A 25,891-nucleotide genomic window follows, 5' to 3' on the forward strand; every position below is an offset into this window, starting at 1 on the left:
ATAAAATCCGTACTAATTTATTAGGAGGATTTTATGAAAGGGATGAAATTTTTATTCTGCGCAGGAATTAGTGCAGTTGCTTATGCATCTGTTGTTAGTATTCGGGCACAAGCGGATGTTTCAAATAATGCGGTCGTCAAATATATTCAAGATGGTATTAAAAATAAGTCTTGGCAGCCAACTAGTGAACAGGATCGGCTGCATAAATCAACGATGCTGCCGCAGAACAAGTATCGTTTTGGCAAAGCAAGACCGGAAGGCATTGTAATTCATGAGACTGCTAATCCAAAATCAACAATTGAGAATGAAATATCGTATATGTATCAGCATTGGCGGACCGCTTTTGTTCATGATTTTGTTGATGGCCATAAATTAATTGGTGTTGCTGATACGGATTATCAATGTTGGGGCGCTGGTGCAGTTGCCAACACGCGTTTTATTCAAATTGAACAGCTTGAAGTGCATTCGAAAGATGAGTTTGCGCGTGAACAATTGCACAGTGCCAAGTTTGTTGCTGACCAGTTAAGTAAATATCGTTTAGGCAACGCTATTAATCGCAAAAGCGTTTGGACACATGCTGATGTTAGTAAGTACTTAGGCGGAACTAATCATAGTGACCCGATTAATTATTGGCATAATTCGTCGAAGAACTGGTTTGCCGGAGATTATACGATCAATGATTTTATTTGGCTCGTAAATCAAATTAAAAACAAGACCTTAATGCTGGGCGTTGTTAAAAAATAAAAAAGTGTTTCTTTAGTTAGAAACACTTTTTTAGATGGCGTCGTACTGTAAAGCGGCAATTTTATCATGCAGCAGTTTAGCATATTTTTCATAAAGCCAGACCCAAAGCGTGACCCAAGCGATGCCAAAGGCAGCTCCCGCAATCACATCACTTAAATAATGATCCTGTAAATACATGACTGCTTCCAGCAAAAGCAGTCCAAAGGTCAAGGTACCCCAACCGAACCATAGCTGTAGGCTAGGCGAGGAAAGATTTGGCAAAATCAACACAAAAATAATCGTAATGATAATAAAAGTTGTTAAAGTATGATTCGAAGGAAAAGCATAACCCGAAGCCAAATGTCCCAATGGTCGAGCCCGACCAACAGCTACTTTGAATATTTGTCCAGCCGCTAGACCGGTTATATAAGTTGCCAAGACCCAAATAGCTGGAATTCTCAAATTGGAAAAATAAAGAAGTCCAGCAATAACGACGGCATATATAAAAGTAGCCAAAGGTGATCCAAGTGCGGAAATAATTGTCATGAAGGCATCTCCAAAAGAAAAGCTGTCATCCCCTAGCAAACTTGTCAGCCATTTATCGATGGAAATGGTAATTCCAAATTTAATGCCAACCAAAATCAGCAGTAGCAGAAAAATGCCGGCTGCAATCAGCCCTGTCTTTTTTAAATATTTTGGCATTCTAACAATCATCTTGACCTCTTAATAAAACCTTAATTAGTTCCATTATAACGGAAAAAAGAAATTTCATACTTTTATTACTTTTAACTTGATTATAAATAATTTTTCGCGGAATTATGCTTTAATGTTCGGTTATTACGAACGATCAACAATATTATATGGCATAATCACGTATTTTGTGGTAAAAAAATAAAATCACAAACGTACGATATCATAATTATGGTAGTATTTTCTTAGCCAACTAGGGTGGCAAAAATTTGGAAGAGGGTCAATCTGTTTATGAAAAAATTCGCGCATTCTGCTGCAGTGTTTGCGATTATTTCAAGTGTCGTGGCAACAACAGCTCCAATTGCTGCTAATGCTGCTCAACCGGCAAATCCAAAAACGATTCGTGTGGGATTTGTACCATCGAGTAACGCCACGACTATGGAAGCTCGTGCAAAACCTTTAGGGAAAATGCTCTCGAAGCAATTAGGACAAAAGGTAGTTGTCACTGTTTCAACTGATTATAATTCAATTGTTGAAGCACTTGGATCTGGCAAGATCGATGTTGGCTTTTTGCCACCTGATGGATACGTTCAAGCGCATAAGCAATATGGTGCCAAGGTACTTTTGCAGACTGTCCGTAATGGTGTTAATAATGACGGCAGCCTTCAGAAGAAAATGGTTAATTGGTATCGCGCTTTGATTATTGTGCGCAAGGATTCCAAAGTTAAGTCGGTTAAGGACTTAAAGGGCAAGAATATTGCCGTGCAAGATGTTACTAGTTCTTCGGGATATATTTTTCCGATTTATTATTTGCAAAAAAAAGGTATCAACGTTGTTAAGAATTCCAATCTTGTGACCGTTAAAGGGCACGACCAAGGTGTTTTGGCAGTTGAGAATAAACAGGCTGATGCTGCTTTTATTTTCCAGGACGCACGTAACCTAGTTAAAGCAGATGTGCCGAATGTCTTTAAGGACACAAAAATTCTCGCTGAAACGATGAAGATTCCTAACGATACAGTCACCGCTAGAAAGACACTTTCCAAGAAGCTGGATACTAAAATCCAAACAGCCTTTATCAAGATCGCTAAGACGAAAAAGGGTGAAAAATTAGTTGAAAACCTCTATGATATTGCTGGTTTTTCTAAATCAAAAGATGCCAACTTTAAAATTGTTCGCACAGCTGATAAGGCTGTTGTAGGGAAATAGCATTTGTTGAAAATTGAGTGTTTTTAGCTCAATTTTTTTCGTACATACTGACTAAATAGAATAAAGAAGAATGATGACTGATACTAATTTGATTGAAATCAAGAATGTCAATAAAATCTACGACAACGGAGTCGTTGGTTTGAAGGATATTAATTTAAATGTTAAAAAAGGTGAATTTATTGTGATTGTTGGTTTATCCGGTGCGGGGAAATCGACACTTTTGCGTTCGATAAATAGACTACATGATGTTAGTTCGGGTGATATTTTGATTGATGGTCAATCCATTCAGAAAGCCACTGGCAAAAAACTACGGAGAATGCGCCGTGATGTGGCTATGATTTTTCAGAATTTTAATTTAGTTAAACGAGCATCAGTACGCCGAAATGTCCTTTCTGGTCGAGTTGGTTATTATGGTTCTTTTAAATCGACTTTAGGTCTTTTTAAAAAAAGCGACGTTGATTTAGCGGTAAAGTCTTTGCAACGAGTTAATTTGGCGGAAAAATTTTATGATCGGGCTGATGCACTGTCTGGCGGCCAACAACAACGTGTTGCAATCGCCAGAGCTTTGATGCAGGAACCGAAAATCATGTTGGCTGATGAGCCAACCGCCAGTTTGGATCCAGCTACCTCCACTTTGGTCATGGATGACTTGAAATCATTGAACAAAGATTTGGGAATTACGGTTGTAGCGAACCTTCATAATGAAGGACTAGCATTAAAATATGGTTCTCGCATCATTGGCTTACGGGCTGGCGAATTAGTTTTTGATAAAGCAGTTGAACAAGTTTCGGAAACTGATTTTGATGAAATTTATGGTCGAACAGGCCAGATAAAAATTAAAGGCGGTAACAAATGATCTCACTGCCAAAAAGAACTGTCGTTGAACGTTTCCATATCAAGGAAATTGTTTATTTTTTGTTGATCATTTTTTTATTAATGATTTCTTCATTGACAACGGGAACAGTATTAAGCGAGTTTTTTAATCATGATTCTTTAGGACAGTTTGCAGTTCTCTGGCAAAAAATGTTTCACCCGGCTTGGTCTTATTGGTCTTATGTGGTGAGTCCTTTATTGGATACGATTCGCATGGCTCTAGTTGGGACCTTATTAGGGACAATTATTGCGATACCTTTTGCTTTATTGTCAGCCAGTAACATTGTTACCGTTGCTTGGATTCGGGGTGTGGTGCGTATTATTTGTAATCTGGTGCGAACTTTACCAGATTTGTTATTAGCTGCAGTTTTTACCGCAATTTTAGGTTTTGGACCCTTGGCTGGTGTTGTGACTTTGCTGATTTTTACATTTGGACAAATGGCAAAGCTAATGTTTGAAGCGATCGAGACAATTGATAAAGGGCCTTTGGAGGCTTTGGAAGCGGTTGGTGCTAACAAACTTCAGATCATTGTCTTTGCCGTAGTACCACAAATTATGAATACTTTTTTGTCGAACTTTTTATATACTTTCGAGGTTAATGTCCGTGCTTCAACTGTCATTGGTTATGTTGGTGCGGGTGGAATTGGCCAACTTCTGCAAGTTACGATCAATCAATTTCGTTACGATGAAACAGCTGTTATTATTTTTGTGATTTTGATTGTCGTTGTGGGAATTGAGTTTATGAATAATTATTTGCGGGAGAAACTGGCATGATCAACGTTCCTAAAAAAAGTTTCACTCAACGAATTCGGCCCTATGTTATTGCATTGGTCATTATTGCAATTTACGTTTGGGCTTTTGCTGGCATCAAATTTAACGGTATCCAGGAAATGGCTGGTCAGATAACGGCCTCTGTCTGGCATGGCTTGCTACATCCAGATTGGCAATTTGTATCAGCACCGCTGGACCGCTGGTTGAACGCGAATTTTCACATGGGCATTTCATCAAATTTTACTGATGCTGATGGTGAAGACTTGGTTGCTAAATTGCTCCAAACAGTTGCGATCGCTTTTCTGGGAACTTTTGTCTCGGCTTTTTTAGCTATTCCGGTCGCCTTTTGGTCAGCTCGTACAGAAGGCCGCGACAAAACATCTTGGCTGCAGCAGTTTAAGACGATCGCTTATCTTGCTTTGGGCATTTTTACTGTTGTTTTGCTAATTTGGGGATTTCGTCTTATCTTCGATTTCACAGCGTTTCCAAAAAATCTTTTTATTTTCGCACTGATTCTTTGGTCTTTTGAAGCACTATTAATTCTCGTGAATGCTTTGGTGAAACAGCTGACACGACACACGATTTTTCATTCGAAATCTACGAATGGCAAATTTGTTTTAACTTTGATTCGTGTCTTTCCTGAGATCGTGTTAGCACTCATGTTTATTAAAGCTGTAGGTCCTGGATCGTTTGCAGGTGTTTTAGCTTTGTCCGTTCATTCAGTTGGCATGTTGGGCAAACTTAACGGCGAGGCAATTGAAAATCTTGACCGGGGACCTAATGAAGCGATTATTGCTGCTGGGGGCACTCAATTAGACACACTTGTTTATGCGACGCTGCCAAATGCGATGCCCAATTTCTTAAGCAATACTTTGTACCGTTTTGAGATTTCTGTTCGATCGGCTTCAATTTTGGGCATGGTTGGTGCCGGAGGTATTGGGCAAGATCTTATTTTGAGTACACAGGTGCGTGATTGGCCGCGGGCAGGTATTATTTTAATTGGCGTTGTGATCATGGTTACACTGATTGACTTTATTTCGGGACAATTAAGAAAGCGGATTATTTGATAAATGAAAATTTATTTATTGTCTACTTCGGATGTCCACGGTTATATTGCACCAAGCAATTTTGTGGATCAACAATCTACGTCCTTTGGCTTAGCAAGAGCCAAAACGTTAATTGATCAATTTCGTGCTGATCATGCCGATGATATTGTCTTGACAATTGAAAACGGTGATTTTATTCAAGGATCGCCATTAACTAATTATATTGCGCAAAAAAGAACTGATTATGTTGGTTTGTATGAAAAACTAGCTAAAATAGTCGGCTATGACGCACGTGTTTTAGGGAATCATGAATTCAATTACGGCAAAGAATATACACAAAGTGCTATTCCAAAAAATGCTGGCGTGCTGGATGCAAATGTTTTTGATCGAAAAGCGCATTTCTATGCTGATCCTTACAAAATTTTTGATTTTGGCGCAGTTAAAATTGGTATTCTTGGTCTGACGACTGAATATATTCCACATTGGGAATCAGCCAGCCATTTAATGGGTCTAACTTTTGAAAATCCTGTGCAGACGGCCGAAAAATATGTGCCGATCATGAAAAAAGCCGGCGCTGATGTGATCGTTGTGGCCTATCATGCTGGTTTTGAGTGTGATTTAGATACTGGCCAGGCAACAGAAAAAATAACGGGTGAAAATCGCGGCTATGAACTGTTGCAAAAAGTTTCGGGTATTGATGCTTTAATTACCGGTCATCAACACCGGGAATTAGCCCAACTTGTTAAAACGCCATTTGGTTCGATACCGATCACCCAGCCTGGTTATCAGGCGGCTGCCGTTGGTGCAATCAGACTAGATTTTGATCCCGATTCTAAAAACATTATTCATCGGGATGCCAAACTATTACTTACTGCGAAGTTCCCAGCTGATTCGAGAATCATGGAGAGTTTGTCAATTGTTCAACCGGAACTCGATCGTTTTTTAGATGAAAAAATTGGTGAGATCGATCCTGATATGTTGATTCATGACCATTTTAATGCTCGTTTGCACGGCCATCCTTATTTGTCATTAGTTAATAAGGTTCAGGCTGAGGCTGTCAATGCAGATATTTCAGCTAATGCTTTATTTTCAAATGCTGTGCTTGGTCTGCCTCATGAGACTACGAGACGGGATATTGCGACCAACTACTTATTTCCAAATACAGCTGTAGCGGAGGAGATTACTGGTCAGGATCTATTGAACGCTCTTGAACGAGCGGCTGAATACTTTGTTTTAAATAAAGATGGCAGTATCTCTGTGTCGGATCGATTTGGCAAACCAATTATCAAGCATTACAATTACGACTATTTTTCTGGTATTGATTATACTTTCGATTTGAGACAGCCAATTGGATCGCGAGTCAAGGATGTCAGTTATCATGGTCAAGCGATTAAAAAAGATCAGATTTATAGGATCGCTTTGTCTAATTATCGCAGTTCGGGAGTTGGTGGCTATAGCAGCTATTCGGTCACTAAAATAGTTCAAAGCTCAACCGTCGATATGGTTGATTTATTAACTACTTACGTTAGCAATAATTCACCGATTCAGTCTTTTTTGCCAAATAATTTGACAATTATCACTAAATAATTTATTTATAAAGCGCTTACACATAGAAAGGCTTTTAATTCTATACTTATTTCATGAGCAAGAAAATAACGATTAAAGAAGTTGCCCACAAGGTAGGCTTATCGATCACTGCTGTTAGCCAGATTTTGAACGGTAAAGGCGCGCGTTTTTCCGAAGGCAATATTAAAAAGGTGTTTGCTGCCCGTGATGAATTGCATTATGTGCCAAGTCTTGCAGCTAGAAATCTGAGCAATAAAACAGATGTGACGATTGGTGTTTTGGTACCAGCCATTTCGAATCCTTTTTTTAGCGAATTTTTACAATCAATCGAAAACTATTCTGATCCAAAAACACACGTGATGATGATTGGATTGGATGGCGACAGGGGCCAACTTTATTCTGCGATCGAAGGTTTGCTGTCTCAAGGAATTGACGGTCTCATTGTCGCTGTTGCAGTTGATGGTTATCCAGAAGTTAATGCCTTATTGAAAGAAAATTTAATTCCATATATCGTTTTAGACCAAAATAATACCAAGGATTCTGATTTTATTGCGGCGGATGATTTCCATGGCGGACAGCTGGCTGCCCAGTATTTGTGTTCTTTGGGACACGAAAAAATTAGTATCGTCGCGGCTAATTCGGAAGCAACTACTTATAATTTGACGGTTCGTTTGAACGGTTTTTTAGAAACTTGCCGCGATTCAGGTATAAAAAAAGAAAACATTCAAATTATTAAAACCCAGTTCACAAAACATGGTGGTCAGAAAACAGCAGCTGCCATTATTGCATTTAGACCAACAGCAATTTTTACATTAAGCGATGAACTTGCTATTGGTGTACTAGGCGGACTCAATGACTATGGTTTCAAAGTCCCGGATGATTTTTCCTTAATTGGATATGACGATACCGATTACGCTGAATTTATGAATCCAAAGCTCACAACTATTAGGCAGCCAATTCCGCTATTAGCCAAGTACGCGTTAGAAATGCTAAAGAACCGCATGATAAATCCAAAGATTAAAGAACAAATTAGAACGGTCGATGTGGAATTGATTATCCGTGATTCATGCAAAAAACGGTAAGATTTGATTTTTTTGTAAGCGCTTCCTCATAAATTTGATATAATTATCATTGTTGGTAAATCGTTTTACTGATAAAAAACAAACAAGTTGGTTGTATTTTTACTTGGTGGGAGGGAATTATCAAAAAACAAGGGAAGAAAATCGTTGTCCTCGGATCTTTAAATGTTGATACGATTCAGCATTTGGATAAATTACCTAAGCAAGGGGAAACAATTCACATTCAAGATTTAACCAGCGCACCTGGCGGCAAGGGTGCTAATCAGGCTGTGGCTGCAGCTCGACAAGGTGCACAAGTAAGTTTTATCGGTGCAGTTGGCGATGATGCTAATGGTCGGTTTATGACACAGACCTTAGTTGACAATGGCATTGACGTATCGCATATCGTGACTAAAAATGTCCCGACTGGTGCCGCTTATATCATGCTGGAGGCTGATGGCAATAACACGATTTTAGTTTATGGTGGTGCCAATATGCAGGTCAGTTCCGAAGATGTTTTGGCAGCTTCAGAACTAATTGCCAGGGCCGACTTGATTATTGCTCAATTTGAAACACCTATTGATGCGACAATGACAGCATTTGAAATTGCTAAGCAACATCATGTGATGACTATTTTAAATCCAGCACCGGCACAAAAAATTGGACCTGAATTATTAGCTCTGTCTGATTTTGTGACGCCTAATGAGACCGAAGCAGCAGCACTAATCGGTCGCAGTGTTGAATTTAATCAAGCGTCTTTGAATCAGGCTGCTGCAGCTTTTGAAAAACTTGGTGTGAAAAATACATTGATCACACTAGGGGAACATGGCTCGTTTTATAAACTTGCTGATCAATCAGGTATGATTCCAAGCTTCAAAGTTAAAGCGATTGATACGACAGCTGCCGGGGACACTTATATCGGCTCATTTGCTGCCAATCTGAATGGCGATTTTAGTAATTTAGTCCAGGCATTGACTTGGGCCAGCCGCAGTTCATCATTAGCGGTTCAAAAGGCCGGCGCATTGCCTTCGATTCCTAATTTTGAGGAAGTTCAGGCGGCGATGCAATGAAAAAAGGTATCTTATTAAACTCGCAAATATCAGCCGTGATTGCAGATATGGGGCATTTCGATACTTTGGGGATCGGTGATGCTGGGATGCCAGTTCCCAATACAACAAAAAAAATAGATTTAGCCGTTACGAAAAACTTGCCGAGATTTAATGATGTTGTCGAAACTGTTTTGCAAGAATTGCAAGTCCAACGAGCTTTCATCGCTAGTGAAATGAAGACAGCAAATCCTGAGGGATTAAAAAAATTACTAGCTACACTGGGCAGCCAGGTCACTATCATTTATATTCCTCATGAGCAAATGAAGGCTGATTTGCATCAAGCCCGAGCTTTTGTTCGAACTGGTGAGGAACATCCATATGCCAACGTGATTTTGGAATCGGGAGTTGTCTTCTAGAAAAGAGGAAATATGAAAATTGAGCTTAAAAATATTTGGAAGGCTTTTGGCCAGAACTCAGTTTTAAAAGGTGTTAATTTAACAGTCCGACCCGGAGAAGTTCATGCGCTGGTCGGAGAAAATGGCGCTGGCAAATCTACTTTAATGAACATACTGACGGGCCTATTAAAGGCAGAGAAGGGTGAAATTTTAGTCAATGATAAGGCGACCCTTTATTCAGATGCGATGGCTGCCGAACAAGCTGGAATTTCTTTTATTCATCAAGAAATGAATAATTATGGTCAAATGACTGTGTTGCAAAATATGTTTATCAATCGTGAGATCAAAGGAAAATTTGGTTTACTTGATGAAAACGAAATGGCAAAAATTGCCAAAAGATATCTAGATGAAATGGGTTCAGATGCTGAGCTCGGAGTTGATATCGGCGATTTGTCGGTTGGTAAACAGCAAGTTATTGAAATTGCCAAATCTCTTATGACGGATGCAAAAGTGATTATCATGGATGAACCGACAGCCGCTTTGACTCAATCAGAAATCAGTGCTTTGTTTGACAATATCCGTAGACTAAAAGCCAAAGGTGTCTCTTTTATCTATATTTCACATCGTATGGAAGAAATTTTTCAAATTGCTGATGCAGTCACAGTCATGCGTGACGGTGTGACAGTCTCTGCTTATCAAACAGCTGCAACAAATGTTGGACAATTAGTTAAGGATATGGTTGGTCGTGATATTGGTGATTTTTATCCATCACGCCATCCAAAATTCGGTCCAGTAGCCTTAAAGGTGGCACATGCTCACGGTGGACACTTCTCTGATGTGAGTTTCGAAGTTCGAGAAGGTGAGATTTTAGGTTTTTCCGGCTTAATGGGTGCCGGTCGAACCGAAACGATGCGCGCGATTTTCGGAGTTGACAAGCTTGAGTCTGGCGATGTTTATGTGCATGGCAAGAAAATTAGAATAACAAGTCCAGCCGAGGCGATCAAAAATAACATTGGTTTTGTTACAGAGGATCGTAAAGACGAAGGTCTAATTTTGGATTTTGATCTCAAAGAAAATATTTTGCTGCCGACTGTGGATGGTTTTAATAAAAAAGGTTTGATTGACGAAACTGCTATCGATGAATTTTCGCAAGCATTGATAAAACGTTTAACGGTTAAGTCAATGAGCGAGCATGATCTAGCTTCAAGTTTGTCAGGCGGAAATCAACAAAAATTGGTCTTAGCTAAATGGGTTGGTGCGGGCAGTAACGTCTTGATTTTAGATGAACCGACTCGTGGAGTCGACGTCGGTGCTAAAAGAGAAATTTACGATTTAATGAATGAACTGACCGATCGAGACGTCGCTATCATTATGATTTCATCGGATCTGCCTGAAGTGATTGCAATGTCAGATCGAATTGCAGTGATGTATGAAGGCCGTTTAACTGGTGAAATTAATGGTAAAACTGCGACGCAAGAACAAGTAATGGCACTTGCTACTGGAGGGAAATAAAAATGGAAACGACATCAAAAACTTCTGTTAAGTCTTTCATATCAAAATTAGGGCCTTGGGGTGCTTTGATCGTGTTGGTTTTGATCGTAACGATCTTGAACCCAGGTTTTTTGAACATTAACAATATTTTTAATCTGCTACGCCAAGTCTCGATTAATGCAATTATTGCCTTTGCAATGACTTTCGTCATTTTGACTGGTGGCATTGATTTATCAGTTGGATCAATTCTAGCTTTTTCGACTGCAATTACTGCACAGCTGATCGTAGGCGGCGTACCAACCATTATTGCTGTGATAGCTGGCATCTTATTAGGCGGTGTTTCTGGTGCTATTAACGGTTTAATCATTACGAAGGGTGGAGCGGCACCCTTCATTGTGACTTTAGCGACAATGACCATTTTCCGCGGTGCAACTTATGTGTTCACGAATGGATCGCCTATTACCGGCGCTAAAATCACAAATAATTATTCTTTTCAGGTTCTTGGCCGCGGATATGTTCTAGGCATTCCGGTTCCAGTCTTGATCATGTTTGCTGCCTTTGTTGTTTTGTATATACTGCTTCATCGTATGAGCTTTGGTCGTAAAACATATGCCATTGGCGGTAATGCGAAAGCAGCTTTTGTTTCAGGGATTAAGACTGACAAGGTTTTAATTTGGATTTATACAATTTCTGGCGCTGCCGCTGCTTTGGCAGGAATGATCCTAACTTCGCGTTTATCATCTGCTCAGCCGGATGCCGGCACCGGATATGAGATGGATGCGATCGCTTCAGTTGTTTTAGGCGGCACTAGCCTAGCTGGTGGTAAAGGCCGAATCGTTGGTACCTTTGTTGGTGCTTTGATCATTGGTGTTTTAAACAACGGCATGAATTTACTTGGTATTTCAAGTTTTTATCAGCAAATTGTTAAAGGCATTGTCATCTTAATTGCTGTTTTGCTTGACCGCAAGAAGACCAAGGCTTAAAAGGGGGAATTATGTTAAAGAAAAAAAGTTCAATTATTTCACTTGGATTAGTTATTGTCATCTTGCTGTCTTTATTTATATCTGGTAAACCCTTGCTGACCTTGCGCAATCCATGGGTAGCGGCCGATCAAAATAAAAAAATCAATGCAAAAGATATAAAAATCGGTGTTTCACTTTCAACGATGAATAATCCCTTCTTTATCTCGGTTGCTGATGGCATCAAGGTTGAAGCCAAAAATCAAGGTGTTAAAGGATTAATTATTGATGATGGTAAAAATGACACTTCTAAACAATCGAACGATATCGAAGATTTGATTCAACAACAAGTAGATGTTTTAATTATTAATCCAGTTGATTCTGATGCTGTAACGCCTGAGGTGAAAGAGGCTAATCAGGCAGGAATTCCTGTGATCACGATCGATCGTTCTTCTACTGGCGGCAAAGTCTTGTCGCTTGTGTCATCTGACTCGGTACTAGCTGGGAAAATGGCAGCTGATTTTATGTTTAAAGCAGTTGGACAAAACGCAAAAGTTGCTGAATTGCAGGGGACGCCTGGTGCTTCGGCTGCCCGTGATCGCGGTAAAGGTTTCGAAGAAGCTTCTAAAGGGAAACTGAATATCGTGGCTAAGCAGACCGCCAATTTTGACCGTTCTCAAGGATTATCAGTGGCGGAAAACATTATTCAAGGACATACTGATTTGAAGGGCATATTTGCTCAGAATGATGAAATGGCTTTGGGGACTGCACAAGCTGTCAATGGCAATAATATTGTGATTATTGGTATTGATGGTGAGGCTGATGGCTTGGCTGCTGTAAAATCCGGTAAAATGAGTGCTACCGTGGCTCAGCACCCTGAGGAAATGGGGAAACTGGCGGTTCAAACCGTCATTAAACACTTCAAAGGCAAAAAAGTGGCAAAGTGGACTAAGTCGCCAGTTGCGTTAGTGGTGAATGATAAATATAAGAATTTAATTAAGTAGTAATTTATATTTGATTGAAAACGGCACAGGCCGTTTTTCTTTATAATTAATTGTTATGAATGTAATTATTGATACGGATCCAGGAATCGATGATGCAGTTGCGTTATCTGTGATTTTAAATAACGATTGTTTTAATGTACAACTGATCACGACCGTTGCTGGTAATGTGACAGTTGAAAAGACCACGAAAAACGCACTGAAAATTGCTGATTTTTTTCATGCCACAGTGCCAATCGCAGCGGGTGCTAGTCGGCCCTTAATCAAGACCTTTGAAGATGCCGCACGTATTCATGGCGAGTCAGGAATGGCAGGATATGAGTTCGCCGAACCGACACGCCAGCCGTCAGTGCAAACGGCCGTTGAAGCATGGCACGAACTTTTGACTCAATCTTCTGAGAAAATTACTTTGATTTTGACTGGGTCTTATACAAACTTCGCTTTGTGGTATCGCGAATATCCTAAAGATGCTGCTAAGATTGACAAAGTGATTGCGATGGGGGGAACTTTATCGTCAGGCAATATGACCAGTGCTGCTGAATTTAACGTTTTCACAGATCCTGATGCGGCCAAGATCTTGTTAGCTTCAGAACTTCCGATCACAATGATTGGATTGGATGTCACGTTAAAAGCTTTAGTAAATCAAAAATGGCTTGATGATATTTCGGCTTTGAATCAGTCCGGCAGCATGATCGCCAGCTTGATTTCCCATTATAATGATCGGCACGTCGATGGCTGGCCCCTGCATGATGTCAATACAATCGGATATCTGTGCCATCCGGATTTTTATCAAGCGAAAAGATTATGGGTCGATGTTATCACTGATGGGCCGGCAATTGGCGAAACAGTTGCTGATATTCGCGCGGCCTATCATCAAGGACAGACTAATGTGACTGTTGTGACAGATATCAATCAGCCGGCTTTTGCACAATGGCTGAAGACAGAAATTTCTTTGATGTTAAGATAAGTATGGATATGGGGGTGCTGAACATGAAAGTACGTTTTAAAAACTAATTAATTTTTTAGGAGGAACTTTTGACAGCTCAACTATTTGATACTAAAAAAGAACAACAAAAAGTTATTTTAACTGCAATCGAAAACCAGCAGAATTCAAGTAACTTCGCTTATACAATTGAAGAATTCAAAAACTTAGCGGCAGCTAATGACTTGCAAGTAGTCGATGTTTTGACACAAAAATCTGATCATCCTAGTGCTGGCACTTATTTTGGCAAGGGCAAAGTCACTGAGCTAAAAGAACTGGTTCAGGCCCGAGAGGCACAATTGGTTATTTCGAACGATGATTTAACAGCGACACAAATCAGGAACTTAGAAAGACTGATTGGCAATGGCGTGCATGTTGTTGACCGCACGGCCTTGATCCTTGATATTTTTGCCGGCCGAGCTAAGACTAAAATCGCGAAATTACAAGTTCGTTTGGCGCAAAAACAGTATCAGCTGCCACGACTGCATACTTCTTTAGCTAACGAACTTGACCAACAAGGCGGTGCCGGCGGCGGCTCTTTTACAAGCCGTGGCTCTGGTGAAACGAAGTTGGAATTAAATCGTCGGACGATCGAAGAACAAATTATTCAAATTAAAACGGAATTAAAAACCTTGCTGGCAGCTTCTTCAACACAACGCAAACAGCGAGATCATTCTGGATTGAAGACAGTTGCTTTAGTTGGCTATACGAATGCAGGAAAGTCGTCTTGGATGAATCGTATCATTGGAAAATTTGCTGAAAATACCGGCGATTCTGATGAAAAAAAAGTATTTGAGAAGGACATGCTGTTTGCAACTTTGGATGCAACTGTTCGTGCAATTCGCTTGCCAAATAAACGACGTTTTCTCTTATCGGACACAGTTGGATTCGTTTCTAATCTGCCGCATAATTTAGTTGCAAGTTTTCAGTCCACCTTAGACGAAGCAGCACATGCTGATTTATTAATTCAAGTTGTTGATGTTTCTGATGAGCATTATCACGAAATGATTGCCACGACCAAGAGCACTTTAAAAGAAATTTCGGCTGACCAAATTCCGATGATCACGATTTTCAATAAAGCTGATAAAGCTGGAATGACTTACCCAGAACGAAATGGTGAAGACCTGATCGCCAGTGCCTTAGATGATAAGTCTCTGGATGCCTTGATCAGCTTATTAGACAAGCATTTGTTTGCTGACTTAAAAACAGTTGATATGCTGATTCCGTTTGATCAAGGTGCTATCCTAAATCGAATCATTCAAGAAAATCAGATTTTAAAACAAGATTATGAAGATCAGGGTACTCAAATTACAGTTGAATTGCCGGAAACTCAGATTCATGAATATCAGCGGTTCATTCATTGATGGGTCGTGAGACAATGACATATATTTCAGCCGAACAATCACGTCTTTTTGATGATTTTGCCATTAATAAAATGGGTATTTCTTCGGTTGTGTTAATGGAACGCGCGGCATTGGCAGTCTATCGAAGACTATTGGAGAGTCCTAATTTTAGTTTAAAAAAAGTCTTAGTTATCGCTGGAACTGGCAACAATGGCGGCGATGGTGCAGCTGTGGCACGGTTGCTTCATCTAAGAGGCATTTCAGCCACGATTTGGTTGCTAGGCGACCGCCAAAAAGCATCGATTGAGATGCAGAGGCAATTAACGATTGCTGAAAACTATGGTCTTTCAGTCGTATCCAGCGTTGATGATCTTAAAAATTATTCAACGATCGTGGATGCAATTTTTGGTGTTGGCCTGTCTCGTGATATTAAGGGCAAATTTGCTCAAGTAGTTGAGCAGATCAACCAAAGTGCGATCCCAGTCATGGCAGTTGATATACCGACTGGTATTCATGCAGATAACGGCCAAGTGATGGCGATTGCTGTAAAAGCCACAGAAACAGTGACCATGTCTTATAACAAATTAGGTTTAGCTGAGAAAACAGGCCAAGCATTTGCTGGTCTTGTCACAATTTCCGATATTGGTGTTTATGACCCTAACAGCTTAAAGCGCTATCTTGATTAATTTTCCAAAAAGTAGTGTGGCAATGTTGGCTGTCGCATTTAAATTAATGCAGCATTCTCACAAATAGGATAAGTTTAGGCTTATAGTTGGAAGGGTTTTCAAAATAAAACGAAGGCGAGAATATTAGTATGTACGAAGCATCTAATGCACGATATGACGGAATGCTTTACAAGCGAGTGGGGAATAGCGGCCTAAAATTGTCGGCACTTGCTTTGGGATTCTGGCACAATTTTGGTAGTGTCGATCCCTTTGAGAAACAAAAGGCCATTGTTCACGAAGCTTTTGATTTAGGGATCACTTATTTTGATCTAGCAAATAATTATGGTCCGACTCCCGGCAGTGCTGAAGAAAACTTTGGCCGTATTCTGGCCGAAGATTTTAAATCTTATCGAGATGAAATGATTATTGCTAGTAAAGCCGGCTATCAGATGTGGCCTGGTCCTTATGGCGAATGGGGATCACGCAAAAGTATTATCGCTAGTGCTGATCAGAGTTTAAAGCGACTGGGCTTGGATTATGTTGACATTTTTTATTCCCATCGTCCAGACCCGGCAACACCATTAGAAGAAACTGCCTTAGCATTAGACCAGCTTGTTAGAAATGGCAAAGCTTTATATATTGGTATTTCAAACTATAGCGGTCAGCAAACGCAAAGCATGATTAAATTATTTCGTGATTTGAAAACGCCTTTTGTCATCCACCAGCCTAGATATAACATGTTCAATCGAGAGGCAGAGACGGATTTATTCCCGATTCTGCACACGGAACATCAAGCCGCTGCGGTATTCAGCCCGTTATCGCAAGGCCTTTTAACGAACAAATATTTAAATGGTATTCCAGAAGATTCCCGAGCGAACCGCACATCCAGCCATTTTCTCGAAAGCAAGCAAGTTGAAGAAACGATCCAAACGGTTCGTCAACTGAACGAAATTGCCGTCAGCCGGGATCAAAGTTTGGCACAAATGGCACTAGCTTGGAATTTAAGAGTGCCAGAAGTTGCCAGTGTTTTGATTGGTGCTAGCCGTCCAGAACAGCTGGTGGATAATGTCAAAGCTTTGGATCATCTTGCTTTTTCCGATGATGAACTGAAACAAATTGACCAGATATTGCTGAGACAGCCTAGGATAGATTGGTCAAACAATTAAGCGGGATTAATATCGATAAATTTAAACTGATCAACATCGAACAGGCCTTGATCGGTGATTTTTAGACTGGGAATAACTGGTAAGGCCATAAAAGAGAGCGTTAAAAAAGGATCAAAAGTAATATTTTCTGAAATACTAGCAAAAGCAGTACGTAAAGCCTTTTGTTTTTTAATTACTTCATCGTAGGGCCTGTTTGACATAAGACCGGCAATTTCTAGCGGTAGTTCACGTGTGAAACCATTTTTGTCAACAAGGATTAGACCGCCGCCCATTCGTTTTAAACGATCATAAGCGATAATCATAGCTTTGTCATCAACTCCGGCGATGATCATATTATGTGAATCGTGTGCGATCGTTGAAGCGATGGCACCTTCTTTGAGATTGAAACCATGTATAATACCCAAGCCGTGTCCTAAGTCATGATAACGTTCAGCTACAACAATTTTGGCATAATTTTCATCAGCCGAAAAATTACCATCGGCATCGCGTTGGACTGATTCAACGGTATGTTTGGTCGTGATGTGCTGCGGTTCGATATTGATGACGTGTGCTTTATCGGATCTTAAAGGTAGTTTAAGATCCGATAAGGATAGTGTTGTATTGATGGCAGGGCTTGTGAAGGTCAATACCTGAGAAGCGAGATCTGCAACCCATTGGCCATTAGTCATAATTTTTTCAGCTTGGAAGTGTGTGGGATCATTTGTGACGACGAGGTCAGCCACGAAACCGTCTGTCAAAGCACCGACATTGTCTATATGCTGAGCGATGGCAGCATTGTAACTGGCCATTGTAAAAGCACGTTCAGCCGGAATACCAGCATCGATGGCTAAACGAACATTATTGTCGATCGAACCTTCTTTTTCGATATCGATCGCGGACTTGTCATCAGTACAAAAAGAGAAATAAGACTGATTATTTTTATGTACAACCGGTAGAATCGCCTTTTCGTCGCGTTCAACCGTTCCTTCGCGAATGAATACCTTCATGCCAGCTTGAATACGCTCTAAAGCCTCGGTGCCAGATGTACTTTCGTGGTCGGTATCAATTCCGACTGCTCGATAAACGGCCAATTGCTGACGACTCAAACCAGATCCATGACCATCAGCATGATGACCAGCATTTTGAGCGTCTTTAATCTTCTGCAGCATATCTGGATCACCCTTTTCGACAGCTGGGAAATCCATGACTTCAGCGAGGCCATTGATTTCTGGAAAACCGTAAAAAGCTTTTAAAGCGTCAGCATGTAAAACGGCACCCGCATGTTCAAAACTAGTTGCCGGTACTGAACTAGGCAGCATGTAATGGATATGCAAAGGTGTATTTCTGGCTTCTTCAATCATATAAAAAAGCCCGGAAACACCCGAAACTGACCCAATTTCATGCGGATCGGCAAATATACGAGTAATTCCGTGTTTTAATTCCAATTTGGCGAGTTCTGAAGGCGCTAATAGAGATGACTCGATATGTAAATGGGCATCAATTAGTCCAGGGACAATATACTTGCCTTGCGCATCAAAATTATTTTTTGTGGTCAAATCTTGAGACTGGCCACGAAAATAAATCGAATTGTGATCAATCCATAAATCAGTATCTTCGAACTTTTGGTTAAAAACATCTAAAATCTTGGCGTTATAAATGTGTAAATCAACTTGTTTTCCCATATTGAGAGTAATTATGGCATAAGTTTGTTATCACGAGCGTAAAATGTCAACAAAGTTAACCATGATTTGGATTTGTCAGCACTTGGGGCGTACCTTCTTTGCCAACGATAACTGTGTCGACCATATTCAAAAACAAACCATGTTCAACGACACCGACAGTCTTAATTAAATAATCGGCAAGCTTTTTTGCTTCTTCAATTTTTTGCAAATGAAGATCAATGATCAAATTATTGGAATCAGTTTTAAAAGGATGGTCGTCCTTACCGATTCGAATCACAGGCTTCAAGCCGGCATCATCGAATTTTTTTAACAGATGCTGACTGCCCAAAGGAATAACGTCTACAGCTAAGTGAAAGGCGCCGATCGTATCGACGACCTTAGACTGGTCAACGACCCAAATGATTTTTTTGGAGTTGATTGCGACGATTTTTTCCCAAAGCAGATTACCGCCGCCGCCTTTAATACCGTTAAAATGACTGTCAACCTCATCAGCACCGTCAATTGTGAGGTCAATCGCATCAACCATGTCCAAGTCAACGATTTTAATCCCTAGGGACTTGGCCTGTTGTGCTGTCGAAATCGAGGTAGCGACACCCGTGAATTGCAAGCCATCTTTTTGAACGCGACGGCCTAGTTCGTCAACTAGCATTGTCACAGTGGAACCGCTGCCAAGGCCCACGATCATGCCGTTTTCCACATAATCCGCAGCTTTAACCGCAGCTTTTCTTTTAAGACTATCCTGAAGTTCTTTATTCATATGTTCATTATAATCTATCTGTTTCATTCGCTGATATACTAGACAAGAAAGGATTATATTTATATGACTGCAAATGAACACCGTATGGTTTTGGTGGCCCTTTCGGCTAATCTACCACTTGCCGAAAAAATTGCGAAAAGACTGCATCAACCGTTAGCTGGCGTCAATTTGGATCGTTTTGCTGACGGAGAAATCCGTTTAAACATCACAAATTCTGTTCGAGGAGATAACGTGTTTGTTATTGCACCGACGGCTTCTTCGCCGCATGCTAGTGTCAATGACAATATTATGGAATTGTTTATTGCTGTGGATGCTTTGCGCCGTGCTTCAGCTCATGCGATCAATATTGTAATGCCTTATTATGGTTACGCTAGACAAGATCGAAAGGCTCGCAGCCGTGAATCGATCGCTGCTCGTGTGATTGCTGATCACCTAGAACAAGCTGGTGTTACGCGTGTCATTGCTTTTGATCTTCATGCTTCTCAAATTCAAGGTTTTTTCGATATTCCAGTTGACCATTTAATGGGTGCACCTATTCTAGCTGACTATTTGTTGTCGCATCATTTAGTTGATCTAGATAATGCTGTTGTTGTTTCACCTGATCATGGCGGCGTGCGCCGGGCTCGTGAATTAAATCAATTTTTAGGACTGCCCGATGCCTATGCTGTGATTGATAAGCGCCGCCCAGTTGATAAAAAAAATACAGTCGAAGTGATGAATTTAATTGGTGACGTTGATGGGAAAACAGCCATCATTATTGACGACATGATCGATACTGGTCATACGATCGTTGAAGGTGCCAAACTTTTACGGGCCAAGGGCGCTAAAAAAATTATCGTTGTCGCCAGCCACGCGCTATTATCAGGGGATGCGCCAAAACTTTTACAGGAGTCTGACTTTGATCATGTGATCGTAACTGATTCGATTGATATTCCGGAAAGCAAACGTTTTGACAAATTGCAAATTGTGAGTGCTGATGATTTGTTTGCGCGTGCGATCACAGCTGTTCAAGAGAATACCAGTGTTAGTCCTTTGTTTCAGAACAAATATCATCGCGGTTTTGAATCGGATTGATCCTTCAAATATTTTTTGTCATTTTCCGATGCTCGATGCCGGCATCCAGGAAAATATCTCCGAAAGCTGTGTAACCTAAGTTTTCGTAAAATGAAATTGCATGAACTTGAGCTTCCAGCTCAAGTTTTTTTATATTATGTGATCGAGCATTGTTTTCAATTGTTTGCAGGACTTGACTAGCTAATCCTAGTCCACGAAAAGCGGCTAAAGTGGCCACGCGACCAATATGCCAACCATCTTTGCCAACTAAATAAACACGAGCGCAACTAACGGGCTGCCAATTATGCTTGTAAGCAACATAATGGAGAGATTGGCTGTCACGACCATCTATTTCATCTTTTTCACTGACTTTTTCTTCAATGATGAAAACTGGTCGGCGGATCGTCATTGTATCATCTAAAACTTTTCCATCGCCAAACTGGCTGGCGATAATTATTTTTTTATAGCTGGTCGTTGCCGTGCTGCTTTGGTCAGCCGGGTCATTAATCCTGTTAATTGTCATAAAGCCTCCAAAAAAAGTCTGATGTCATTATATAATTGCCATTATGGTAGAAGCGATACATAGGCCAACACGCTTGGAGTTTTCCAAGTCGGCGTTGGCATTTAATACTGATTATGTCAAACGGGTTTCTGGAGCCAAAACCTTGTGGTTGGCTGTGAAGTCAAATGCTTATGGGCACGGACTATTGCTTGTGTCTAAAATTGCCAAGGATTGTGGTATTGATGGACTCGCTGTAGCAGTAATTGATGAGGGTATTGCGATTCGCCAAGCCGGAATTAATGATTTCATTTTGATTCTTGGCCCGACACCCGTTGAAGATGCAGCACTAGCTGCTGAATATGGTTTTTTGACCACGGTTGCTTCTTTGGATTGGCTGAAACAAGCTGACAAAATTCTTGGTGATAACAAACTATCAGTTAATTTGGCTGTCGATACAGGCATGAATCGAATTGGCGCCCGTTCTAAAAATGTTTTAAAAGCCGAGATCGATTTTTTAAAGCAGCATCCCCATCATTTCTCATATGATGGTATCTATACGCATTTTGCCAGTTCTGATAATCCTGACGATACTTATTTTCGTAAACAAAAAGAACACTGGTATGCACTAACTGACGGTTTGCCTATGCCGAAATATGTTCATGTCATGAATTCTGGGGCCGCTATGTATCATGCTGATGAATTGCCAGCTTGTAATTCGATTGCAAGAGTCGGCACAGTCGTCTATGGTGTCGAACCCTCAGAAGGTGTTTTGGGACCAATTGATGCTTTAAAAGCTGTTTTCCAATTAAAATCAGCCTTGACCTTTGTTAAAAAAATTCCTGCTGGTGAAGGCATTAGTTATGGATCCAAATTTGTCACGAGCAAGGATACTTGGATCGGCACGATTCCGATTGGCTATGGGGATGGTTGGCTGGCGGAATATCAAGATTTCTCGTTATTGATCGATGGTCAGCGCTGTCGACAGGTCGGTCAAGTTGCCATGGATCAAATGATGGTGGTTTTGCCGCATGATTATCCAATTGGAACTGAAGTTACTTTGATCGGTAAAGACGGTCAATATGAAAATACACTATATGATCTGCACAAGCATTCCGGTGTGCCCCCTTGGAAGATCACGGTTGCATTTTCAGACCGCTTAAAAAGACTGGTTGTGGACTGATGGCAAAAGACGTCTTTGATATTGTGATTATAGGTGCTGGCCCCGCTGGCTTGTTTGCACAATTTTACGCTGGTCTTCGCGAATTGAAAACAGCTTTAATTGAGTCGACGGCACGAGTTGGTGGTCAAATAACTGCTTTGTACCCAGAGAAAACAATTCTTGATCTAGCCGCTTTTATAGGCATCCCCGGTCGTGATCTGGTCGCAAAGCTCGATCAGCAGGCTCAATTAGTTAACGGCAATACTTTTTTAAACTCCGAAGTGACAGACATTAAAAAAACAGCATCGGAATTCAGCGTTGAAATTAATCATCACGCTGCAATTCAAGCAAAATCAGTCATCATTGCGACGGGTCATGGCTCTTTCAGTCCAAGAAAAATTGACGTACCTGGTGCTAGCGAGGCACAGCAAGCCGGATTGTTAGCTTACACGCTGCCTGATTTGTCGCAAACAAAAAATCAGCAGTTTGCCGTCGTCGGTGGTGGCAATACGGCGATCGATTATGCTTTGGAATTAGTCAATCATGGCAAACAAGTCCACTTGATCCATCGTCGCGATAATTTCAGAGCCTTAGAATCTTCGATGACAAAATTAGAAAATAGTGATTTGACGACTTTTGTGACACCGAAGAAGATCAGCGGCTTGACCAAACAAGCCGGAAAATTGCTGATCCAACTGCAAGATATGCATGATGACAGTGTGAATACACTTTTAGTAGATCAGTTAATTGCTGGATATGGGTTCACAGCCTCTTTTGAGACAATTGATCATTGGCAGGATAAACCTCAGCAATATCAGCAAGGGTTTTTAACGGATACTGCACAGATGACAACCACGCCAGGTCTTTTTGCCGTTGGCGATGCTGCAAGTCATTTGGGCAAATCTGACCTGATTATCAGTGCTTTTGGTGAAGTGCCAATCGCTGTCAACCAGGCTGTTCGCTATTTCGATCCTGATCGCGGCGGGCCACAGCATTCGACCGCTATCAATACAAAGGAGATTTTCAAACATGGCTAATTTAAAAGCAGATTCAATGTTGAGCCAGCTGTTTTTGGCAGCTTACGAAGACGAAACAGATCGGATTGCCAATTTGGCCAATGCCGCTGCTGTTTTGATGCAGTTTGTTCCCGACATTAATTGGGCTGGTTTTTATTTGCTCGATGAAAAGACGGATACTTTACTGCTAGGACCATTTCAAGGCTTGCCAGCCACTACTAGGATCGATCAGGGCAAGGGTGTTGTCGGTACAGCTTTCATCAAACAAGAAGCAACCTATGTTCCAAACGTACATCAGTTTGCTGGTCATATTGCCTGTGATCCCGCTTCTAACTCTGAAATTGTTCTGCCTCTGACTAGCAAACAAGGCAAAAAAATCGGTGTTTTGGATATTGACTCGAAAAAAATTGACCGTTTCGACACACAAATACAGCTGGATCTAACAGCTTTCACGCAGACTTTGCTGGATCATATTTAATGTCCGGCTGTTCATCGGCGGTATAATGGAAAACAATGGTTCTAGCGCTAAATAATTTTTGGAAATGGCTTTTAAAAAGATTTAATCCAAACAGTCGGATCGGATTTCTGTGGCTGTTAACGCTTTTTTTCTGGGCAAAAACACTGCTAGCTTATTTCGCTGATTTTGGTGGTTTAGGAGTTGCTGATCCTTTCCAGTTTTTCATCATGATCATCAATCCAATTGCTATGATCGTGATTATTTTTGCTCTGATTTCCTTTGTGAAACCAAAACTGCCCTTTTACATTACGGCAATTGCTGTTGATGCAGTTTTAACACTGCTGCTTTATATCAACTGTATTTATTATCGAGAAATGACTAGTTTTGTTTCGATCAATGTCATGCTCGGCTATTCGAAGGTTAATCAAGGTCTTGGTGGTGCATCGATCGCTTTGATGCGTTTTCAGGATCCGCTTTACTGGCTTGATTTAATTTTGATCGTGGTTTTTTTGCTGCTTAAAAAAATAAGAATGCAAGAAAAAGCTATCACGAAACATCAATCAGTTTTAGCTTTATCGTTGGGTATTTTGATTCTCTTTTTCAATTTATTTCTCGCTGACTGTTCGCGGCCGCAATTGTTAACTCGCGGCTTTGACGATACTTATTACGTTAAATACATGGGTCTGAATTTTTATACAGCTCAAGATGCTTTTAGCACGATACAGATCAATACCTTGAGAAATTCGGCCAAACCAAGTGACTTGAATCAAGTTCAGACCTTTATTAAGTCGCATTATGCAAAACCAAACAAAAAATATTACGGTATTGCTAAAGGCAAAAATGTCATTATTATTCATCTAGAATCCTTTCAACAGTTTGGCATTGATCAAAAAATTAATGGTCAAGAAGTCACACCTTTCTTAAATTCTTTGTACCATGGCCAGGATACAATTTCTTTTTCAAACTTTTTTCACGAGGTTGGCCAAGGAAAAACATCAGACGCTGAAAATATGTTGGAGACATCGACTTTTGGATTACCGTCAGGATCCCTTTTTACGAAATATTCTTCTAATACCTTTGAAGCAATGCCTGCTATTGTCAATCAGCGGCTTGGCTATTCAACAGCTGTTTTTCATGGCAATACCGCTTCTTTTTGGAATCGTAATGTTATGTATAAATCGTTGGGTTATCAGCACTTTTTCGATGCCTCTTTTTATGATGTCAGCGGGCAGAAATCCGAGTCTTGGGGACTTAAAGACAAACTGCTTTTCAAAGATTCGATTCCATATTTGGAAAAACTGCAGCAGCCTTTTTATGTTAAATATCTGACCGTGACGAACCATTATCCTTTTGCGCTGGATACTGTTGATCAAGACCCTAATTTTAAAACAACCAGTACTGATGACCCGATTATTAATAATTATTTTGTGACGAATCATTATCTCGACCAGTCAATCAAGGAATTTTATACTTATCTGGCTAAAGCTGGTTTGCTTAAAAATTCGATTATTGTCTTGTATGGTGATCATTTTGGTATTTCTAATTCAGAAAATAAAACTTTAGCATCGGTTATTGGCAAGGATCCGACCACTTGGAATGCTAACGATGATGCTCAATTGCAGCGAGTTCCTTTTATGATTGATATTCCGGGGTCGAAACTAGGTCATATTGATCCTACTTATGGTGGTGAGATAGATGTCTTGCCAACGCTGGAACATTTATTAGGTATTTCGACCAAACGTTATATTCAATTTGGCCAAGATCTTTTGAGCAAACAGCATAAGCAGCTGGTAATTTTCCGCAACCAGGATTTTGTCACACCAAAGTATACATATACAGCTGGAAAACTCTGGAATAACCAAACGGACCAAGCGATCGATTCGTCAACAATGTTGAAGAGTCTAGCAGATAAGTTATCTAAATGGCAAAAAGAAGTTAGCAACGAATTAAATCTATCTGATGAATTAACCTATAAGGATTTGCTGCGTTTTTATAAACCTAAGGATTTCAAAACGATTAATCCGAAGAATTATGATTATGGGGTCGTCGCCACTAATAGTTTTTTGAATGCGGAAAATAAAAAACTGGGCCTAAAATCAACGTCTCTATGGTCTAAAAATGGCGATAAGACAACTAGCGGTCTTTATAAAACTGATGCACCCGAACAAAATGATCCGCGCAAGGACTGGGGAAGAATTCAATTTAGAAATCCTGATGACATCAGCGGCAAATAAAAAATCGATTAAACTTAACAGTAGACAGTGCTAAATGAACTGTTAATTAAATTTAACCACGTATTTTT

At 40.4% G+C, this 25,891-nt stretch carries 25 protein-coding genes; 21 read left to right on the top strand and 4 right to left on the bottom strand.

Annotation, left to right across the window (positions count from 1 at the left end; genetic code table 11):
- Window positions 1–33 precede the first annotated feature (33 nt).
- Window positions 34–744 (top strand): peptidoglycan recognition protein family protein, encoded by a 711-nt coding sequence (locus tag DLJ48_RS03855; RefSeq protein WP_128686080.1) that lies wholly within the window; start codon window positions 34–36, stop codon window positions 742–744.
- 30 nt (window positions 745–774) lie between these two features.
- On the opposite strand, the gene DLJ48_RS03860 is transcribed toward DLJ48_RS03855, so the two are convergent.
- Window positions 775–1,437 (bottom strand): phosphatase PAP2 family protein, encoded by a 663-nt coding sequence (locus DLJ48_RS03860; RefSeq protein ID WP_128686082.1) that lies wholly within the window; start codon window positions 1,435–1,437, stop codon window positions 775–777.
- 267 nt (window positions 1,438–1,704) lie between these two features.
- Between DLJ48_RS03860 and DLJ48_RS03865 the strand changes: the two genes are divergently transcribed.
- From DLJ48_RS03865 to DLJ48_RS03935, 15 genes are all read left to right on the top strand, one after another.
- On the top strand, window positions 1,705–2,619 hold the full coding sequence (locus DLJ48_RS03865) for a phosphate/phosphite/phosphonate ABC transporter substrate-binding protein (RefSeq protein ID WP_128686084.1): 915 nt from the start codon (window positions 1,705–1,707) through the stop codon (window positions 2,617–2,619).
- Window positions 2,620–2,692: 73 nt separating this feature from the next.
- Window positions 2,693–3,475 (top strand): phosphonate ABC transporter ATP-binding protein, encoded by a 783-nt coding sequence (phnC, locus tag DLJ48_RS03870; protein ID WP_128687078.1) that lies wholly within the window; start codon window positions 2,693–2,695, stop codon window positions 3,473–3,475.
- Complete coding sequence (phnE, locus tag DLJ48_RS03875; RefSeq protein WP_128686086.1) at window positions 3,472–4,266, top strand: phosphonate ABC transporter, permease protein PhnE; 795 nt, start codon at window positions 3,472–3,474, stop codon at window positions 4,264–4,266. The genes phnC and phnE overlap by 4 nt, the downstream gene beginning before the upstream one ends.
- Window positions 4,263–5,330 (top strand): PhnE/PtxC family ABC transporter permease, encoded by a 1,068-nt coding sequence (locus tag DLJ48_RS08580; RefSeq protein WP_243148676.1) that lies wholly within the window; start codon window positions 4,263–4,265, stop codon window positions 5,328–5,330. Before phnE ends, DLJ48_RS08580 begins: the two co-directional genes overlap by 4 nt.
- Window positions 5,331–5,333: 3 nt before the next feature.
- On the top strand, window positions 5,334–6,896 hold the full coding sequence (locus tag DLJ48_RS03885; RefSeq protein WP_128686088.1) for a bifunctional metallophosphatase/5'-nucleotidase: 1,563 nt from the start codon (window positions 5,334–5,336) through the stop codon (window positions 6,894–6,896).
- Between the two features lie 53 nt (window positions 6,897–6,949).
- Window positions 6,950–7,957, top strand: a complete 1,008-nt coding sequence (rbsR, locus tag DLJ48_RS03890; protein ID WP_128686090.1) for a ribose utilization transcriptional repressor RbsR — start codon at window positions 6,950–6,952, stop codon at window positions 7,955–7,957.
- Window positions 7,958–8,076: 119 nt separating this feature from the next.
- Window positions 8,077–9,003 (top strand): ribokinase, encoded by a 927-nt coding sequence (gene rbsK, locus DLJ48_RS03895; protein ID WP_128686100.1) that lies wholly within the window; start codon window positions 8,077–8,079, stop codon window positions 9,001–9,003.
- On the top strand, window positions 9,000–9,398 hold the full coding sequence (rbsD, locus tag DLJ48_RS03900; RefSeq protein WP_128686102.1) for a D-ribose pyranase: 399 nt from the start codon (window positions 9,000–9,002) through the stop codon (window positions 9,396–9,398). The genes rbsK and rbsD overlap by 4 nt, the downstream gene beginning before the upstream one ends.
- 12 nt (window positions 9,399–9,410) lie before the next feature.
- The gene (locus DLJ48_RS03905; protein WP_128686104.1) at window positions 9,411–10,889 is read left to right on the top strand and encodes a sugar ABC transporter ATP-binding protein; all 1,479 of its coding nucleotides are present in this window, start codon (window positions 9,411–9,413) and stop codon (window positions 10,887–10,889) included.
- Window positions 10,890–10,891: 2 nt separating this feature from the next.
- Window positions 10,892–11,851 (top strand): ABC transporter permease, encoded by a 960-nt coding sequence (locus tag DLJ48_RS03910; protein ID WP_128686106.1) that lies wholly within the window; start codon window positions 10,892–10,894, stop codon window positions 11,849–11,851.
- A gap of 11 nt (window positions 11,852–11,862) precedes the next feature.
- Window positions 11,863–12,831 (top strand): D-ribose ABC transporter substrate-binding protein, encoded by a 969-nt coding sequence (locus DLJ48_RS03915; protein WP_128686108.1) that lies wholly within the window; start codon window positions 11,863–11,865, stop codon window positions 12,829–12,831.
- Window positions 12,832–12,886: 55 nt separating this feature from the next.
- Window positions 12,887–13,795, top strand: a complete 909-nt coding sequence (rihC, locus tag DLJ48_RS03920) for a ribonucleoside hydrolase RihC (RefSeq protein WP_128686110.1) — start codon at window positions 12,887–12,889, stop codon at window positions 13,793–13,795.
- Between the two features lie 68 nt (window positions 13,796–13,863).
- Complete coding sequence (hflX, locus tag DLJ48_RS03925; protein WP_128686112.1) at window positions 13,864–15,174, top strand: GTPase HflX; 1,311 nt, start codon at window positions 13,864–13,866, stop codon at window positions 15,172–15,174.
- Window positions 15,174–15,839 carry an NAD(P)H-hydrate epimerase gene (locus DLJ48_RS03930; protein WP_420892152.1) on the top strand — a complete coding sequence of 222 codons (666 nt, stop codon included), beginning with the start codon at window positions 15,174–15,176 and terminating at the stop codon, window positions 15,837–15,839. The genes hflX and DLJ48_RS03930 overlap by 1 nt, the downstream gene beginning before the upstream one ends.
- A gap of 128 nt (window positions 15,840–15,967) precedes the next feature.
- A complete protein-coding gene (locus DLJ48_RS03935; RefSeq protein WP_128686116.1) occupies window positions 15,968–16,984 on the top strand; it encodes an aldo/keto reductase in 1,017 nt (338 codons plus the stop codon).
- On the opposite strand, the gene ade is transcribed toward DLJ48_RS03935, so the two are convergent.
- Both ade and rpiA read right to left on the bottom strand, forming a co-directional pair.
- Entirely contained in the window at window positions 16,981–18,645 is a 1,665-nt protein-coding gene (ade, locus tag DLJ48_RS03940; protein WP_128686118.1) for an adenine deaminase, read from the bottom strand. The genes DLJ48_RS03935 and ade overlap by 4 nt on opposite strands.
- Window positions 18,646–18,700: 55 nt before the next feature.
- Window positions 18,701–19,402 (bottom strand): ribose-5-phosphate isomerase RpiA, encoded by a 702-nt coding sequence (rpiA, locus tag DLJ48_RS03945; RefSeq protein ID WP_128686120.1) that lies wholly within the window; start codon window positions 19,400–19,402, stop codon window positions 18,701–18,703.
- 63 nt (window positions 19,403–19,465) lie between these two features.
- On the opposite strand from rpiA, the gene DLJ48_RS03950 reads away from it, so the two are divergent.
- On the top strand, window positions 19,466–20,476 hold the full coding sequence (locus tag DLJ48_RS03950; protein WP_128686122.1) for a ribose-phosphate diphosphokinase: 1,011 nt from the start codon (window positions 19,466–19,468) through the stop codon (window positions 20,474–20,476).
- 4 nt (window positions 20,477–20,480) lie between these two features.
- On the opposite strand, the gene DLJ48_RS03955 is transcribed toward DLJ48_RS03950, so the two are convergent.
- Window positions 20,481–20,978, bottom strand: a complete 498-nt coding sequence (locus DLJ48_RS03955) for a GNAT family N-acetyltransferase (protein ID WP_128686123.1) — start codon at window positions 20,976–20,978, stop codon at window positions 20,481–20,483.
- 43 nt (window positions 20,979–21,021) lie between these two features.
- Between DLJ48_RS03955 and alr the strand changes: the two genes are divergently transcribed.
- From alr to DLJ48_RS03975, 4 genes are read left to right on the top strand one after another with little or no spacing between them, the layout of a single operon-like run.
- Complete coding sequence (gene alr / locus DLJ48_RS03960; RefSeq protein WP_128686125.1) at window positions 21,022–22,137, top strand: alanine racemase; 1,116 nt, start codon at window positions 21,022–21,024, stop codon at window positions 22,135–22,137.
- A complete protein-coding gene (locus DLJ48_RS03965; protein ID WP_128686127.1) occupies window positions 22,137–23,153 on the top strand; it encodes an NAD(P)/FAD-dependent oxidoreductase in 1,017 nt (338 codons plus the stop codon). Before alr ends, DLJ48_RS03965 begins: the two co-directional genes overlap by 1 nt.
- Window positions 23,146–23,610: a GAF domain-containing protein gene (locus DLJ48_RS03970; protein ID WP_128686129.1), complete on the top strand. Its 465-nt coding sequence runs from the start codon at window positions 23,146–23,148 to the stop codon at window positions 23,608–23,610. Before DLJ48_RS03965 ends, DLJ48_RS03970 begins: the two co-directional genes overlap by 8 nt.
- Before the next feature lie 35 nt (window positions 23,611–23,645).
- Complete coding sequence (locus DLJ48_RS03975) at window positions 23,646–25,823, top strand: LTA synthase family protein (protein WP_128686131.1); 2,178 nt, start codon at window positions 23,646–23,648, stop codon at window positions 25,821–25,823.
- Window positions 25,824–25,891 lie beyond the last annotated feature (68 nt).

Origin of the sequence: Oenococcus sicerae (assembly GCF_004102045.2) — a bacterium.
GTDB lineage: Bacteria > Bacillota > Bacilli > Lactobacillales > Lactobacillaceae > Oenococcus > Oenococcus sicerae.

Excerpts from the sequence above, each read along its gene's own strand:
- DLJ48_RS03855 (WP_128686080.1), top strand. The coding sequence starts at position 34 with ATGAAAGGGATGAAATTTTTATTCTGCGCAGGAATTAGTGCAGTTGCT.
- DLJ48_RS03860 (WP_128686082.1), bottom strand. The coding sequence starts at position 1,437 with ATGATTGTTAGAATGCCAAAATATTTAAAAAAGACAGGGCTGATTGCA.
- DLJ48_RS03865 (WP_128686084.1), top strand. The coding sequence starts at position 1,705 with ATGAAAAAATTCGCGCATTCTGCTGCAGTGTTTGCGATTATTTCAAGT.
- phnC (WP_128687078.1), top strand. The coding sequence starts at position 2,693 with ATGACTGATACTAATTTGATTGAAATCAAGAATGTCAATAAAATCTAC.
- phnE (WP_128686086.1), top strand. The coding sequence starts at position 3,472 with ATGATCTCACTGCCAAAAAGAACTGTCGTTGAACGTTTCCATATCAAG.
- DLJ48_RS08580 (WP_243148676.1), top strand. The coding sequence starts at position 4,263 with ATGATCAACGTTCCTAAAAAAAGTTTCACTCAACGAATTCGGCCCTAT.
- DLJ48_RS03885 (WP_128686088.1), top strand. The coding sequence starts at position 5,334 with ATGAAAATTTATTTATTGTCTACTTCGGATGTCCACGGTTATATTGCA.
- rbsR (WP_128686090.1), top strand. The coding sequence starts at position 6,950 with ATGAGCAAGAAAATAACGATTAAAGAAGTTGCCCACAAGGTAGGCTTA.
- rbsD (WP_128686102.1), top strand. The coding sequence starts at position 9,000 with ATGAAAAAAGGTATCTTATTAAACTCGCAAATATCAGCCGTGATTGCA.
- DLJ48_RS03905 (WP_128686104.1), top strand. The coding sequence starts at position 9,411 with ATGAAAATTGAGCTTAAAAATATTTGGAAGGCTTTTGGCCAGAACTCA.
- DLJ48_RS03910 (WP_128686106.1), top strand. The coding sequence starts at position 10,892 with ATGGAAACGACATCAAAAACTTCTGTTAAGTCTTTCATATCAAAATTA.
- DLJ48_RS03915 (WP_128686108.1), top strand. The coding sequence starts at position 11,863 with ATGTTAAAGAAAAAAAGTTCAATTATTTCACTTGGATTAGTTATTGTC.
- rihC (WP_128686110.1), top strand. The coding sequence starts at position 12,887 with ATGAATGTAATTATTGATACGGATCCAGGAATCGATGATGCAGTTGCG.
- DLJ48_RS03930 (WP_420892152.1), top strand. The coding sequence starts at position 15,174 with ATGGGTCGTGAGACAATGACATATATTTCAGCCGAACAATCACGTCTT.
- DLJ48_RS03935 (WP_128686116.1), top strand. The coding sequence starts at position 15,968 with ATGTACGAAGCATCTAATGCACGATATGACGGAATGCTTTACAAGCGA.
- ade (WP_128686118.1), bottom strand. The coding sequence starts at position 18,645 with ATGGGAAAACAAGTTGATTTACACATTTATAACGCCAAGATTTTAGAT.
- rpiA (WP_128686120.1), bottom strand. The coding sequence starts at position 19,402 with ATGAATAAAGAACTTCAGGATAGTCTTAAAAGAAAAGCTGCGGTTAAA.
- DLJ48_RS03950 (WP_128686122.1), top strand. The coding sequence starts at position 19,466 with ATGACTGCAAATGAACACCGTATGGTTTTGGTGGCCCTTTCGGCTAAT.
- DLJ48_RS03955 (WP_128686123.1), bottom strand. The coding sequence starts at position 20,978 with ATGACAATTAACAGGATTAATGACCCGGCTGACCAAAGCAGCACGGCA.
- alr (WP_128686125.1), top strand. The coding sequence starts at position 21,022 with ATGGTAGAAGCGATACATAGGCCAACACGCTTGGAGTTTTCCAAGTCG.
- DLJ48_RS03965 (WP_128686127.1), top strand. The coding sequence starts at position 22,137 with ATGGCAAAAGACGTCTTTGATATTGTGATTATAGGTGCTGGCCCCGCT.
- DLJ48_RS03970 (WP_128686129.1), top strand. The coding sequence starts at position 23,146 with ATGGCTAATTTAAAAGCAGATTCAATGTTGAGCCAGCTGTTTTTGGCA.
- DLJ48_RS03975 (WP_128686131.1), top strand. The coding sequence starts at position 23,646 with ATGGTTCTAGCGCTAAATAATTTTTGGAAATGGCTTTTAAAAAGATTT.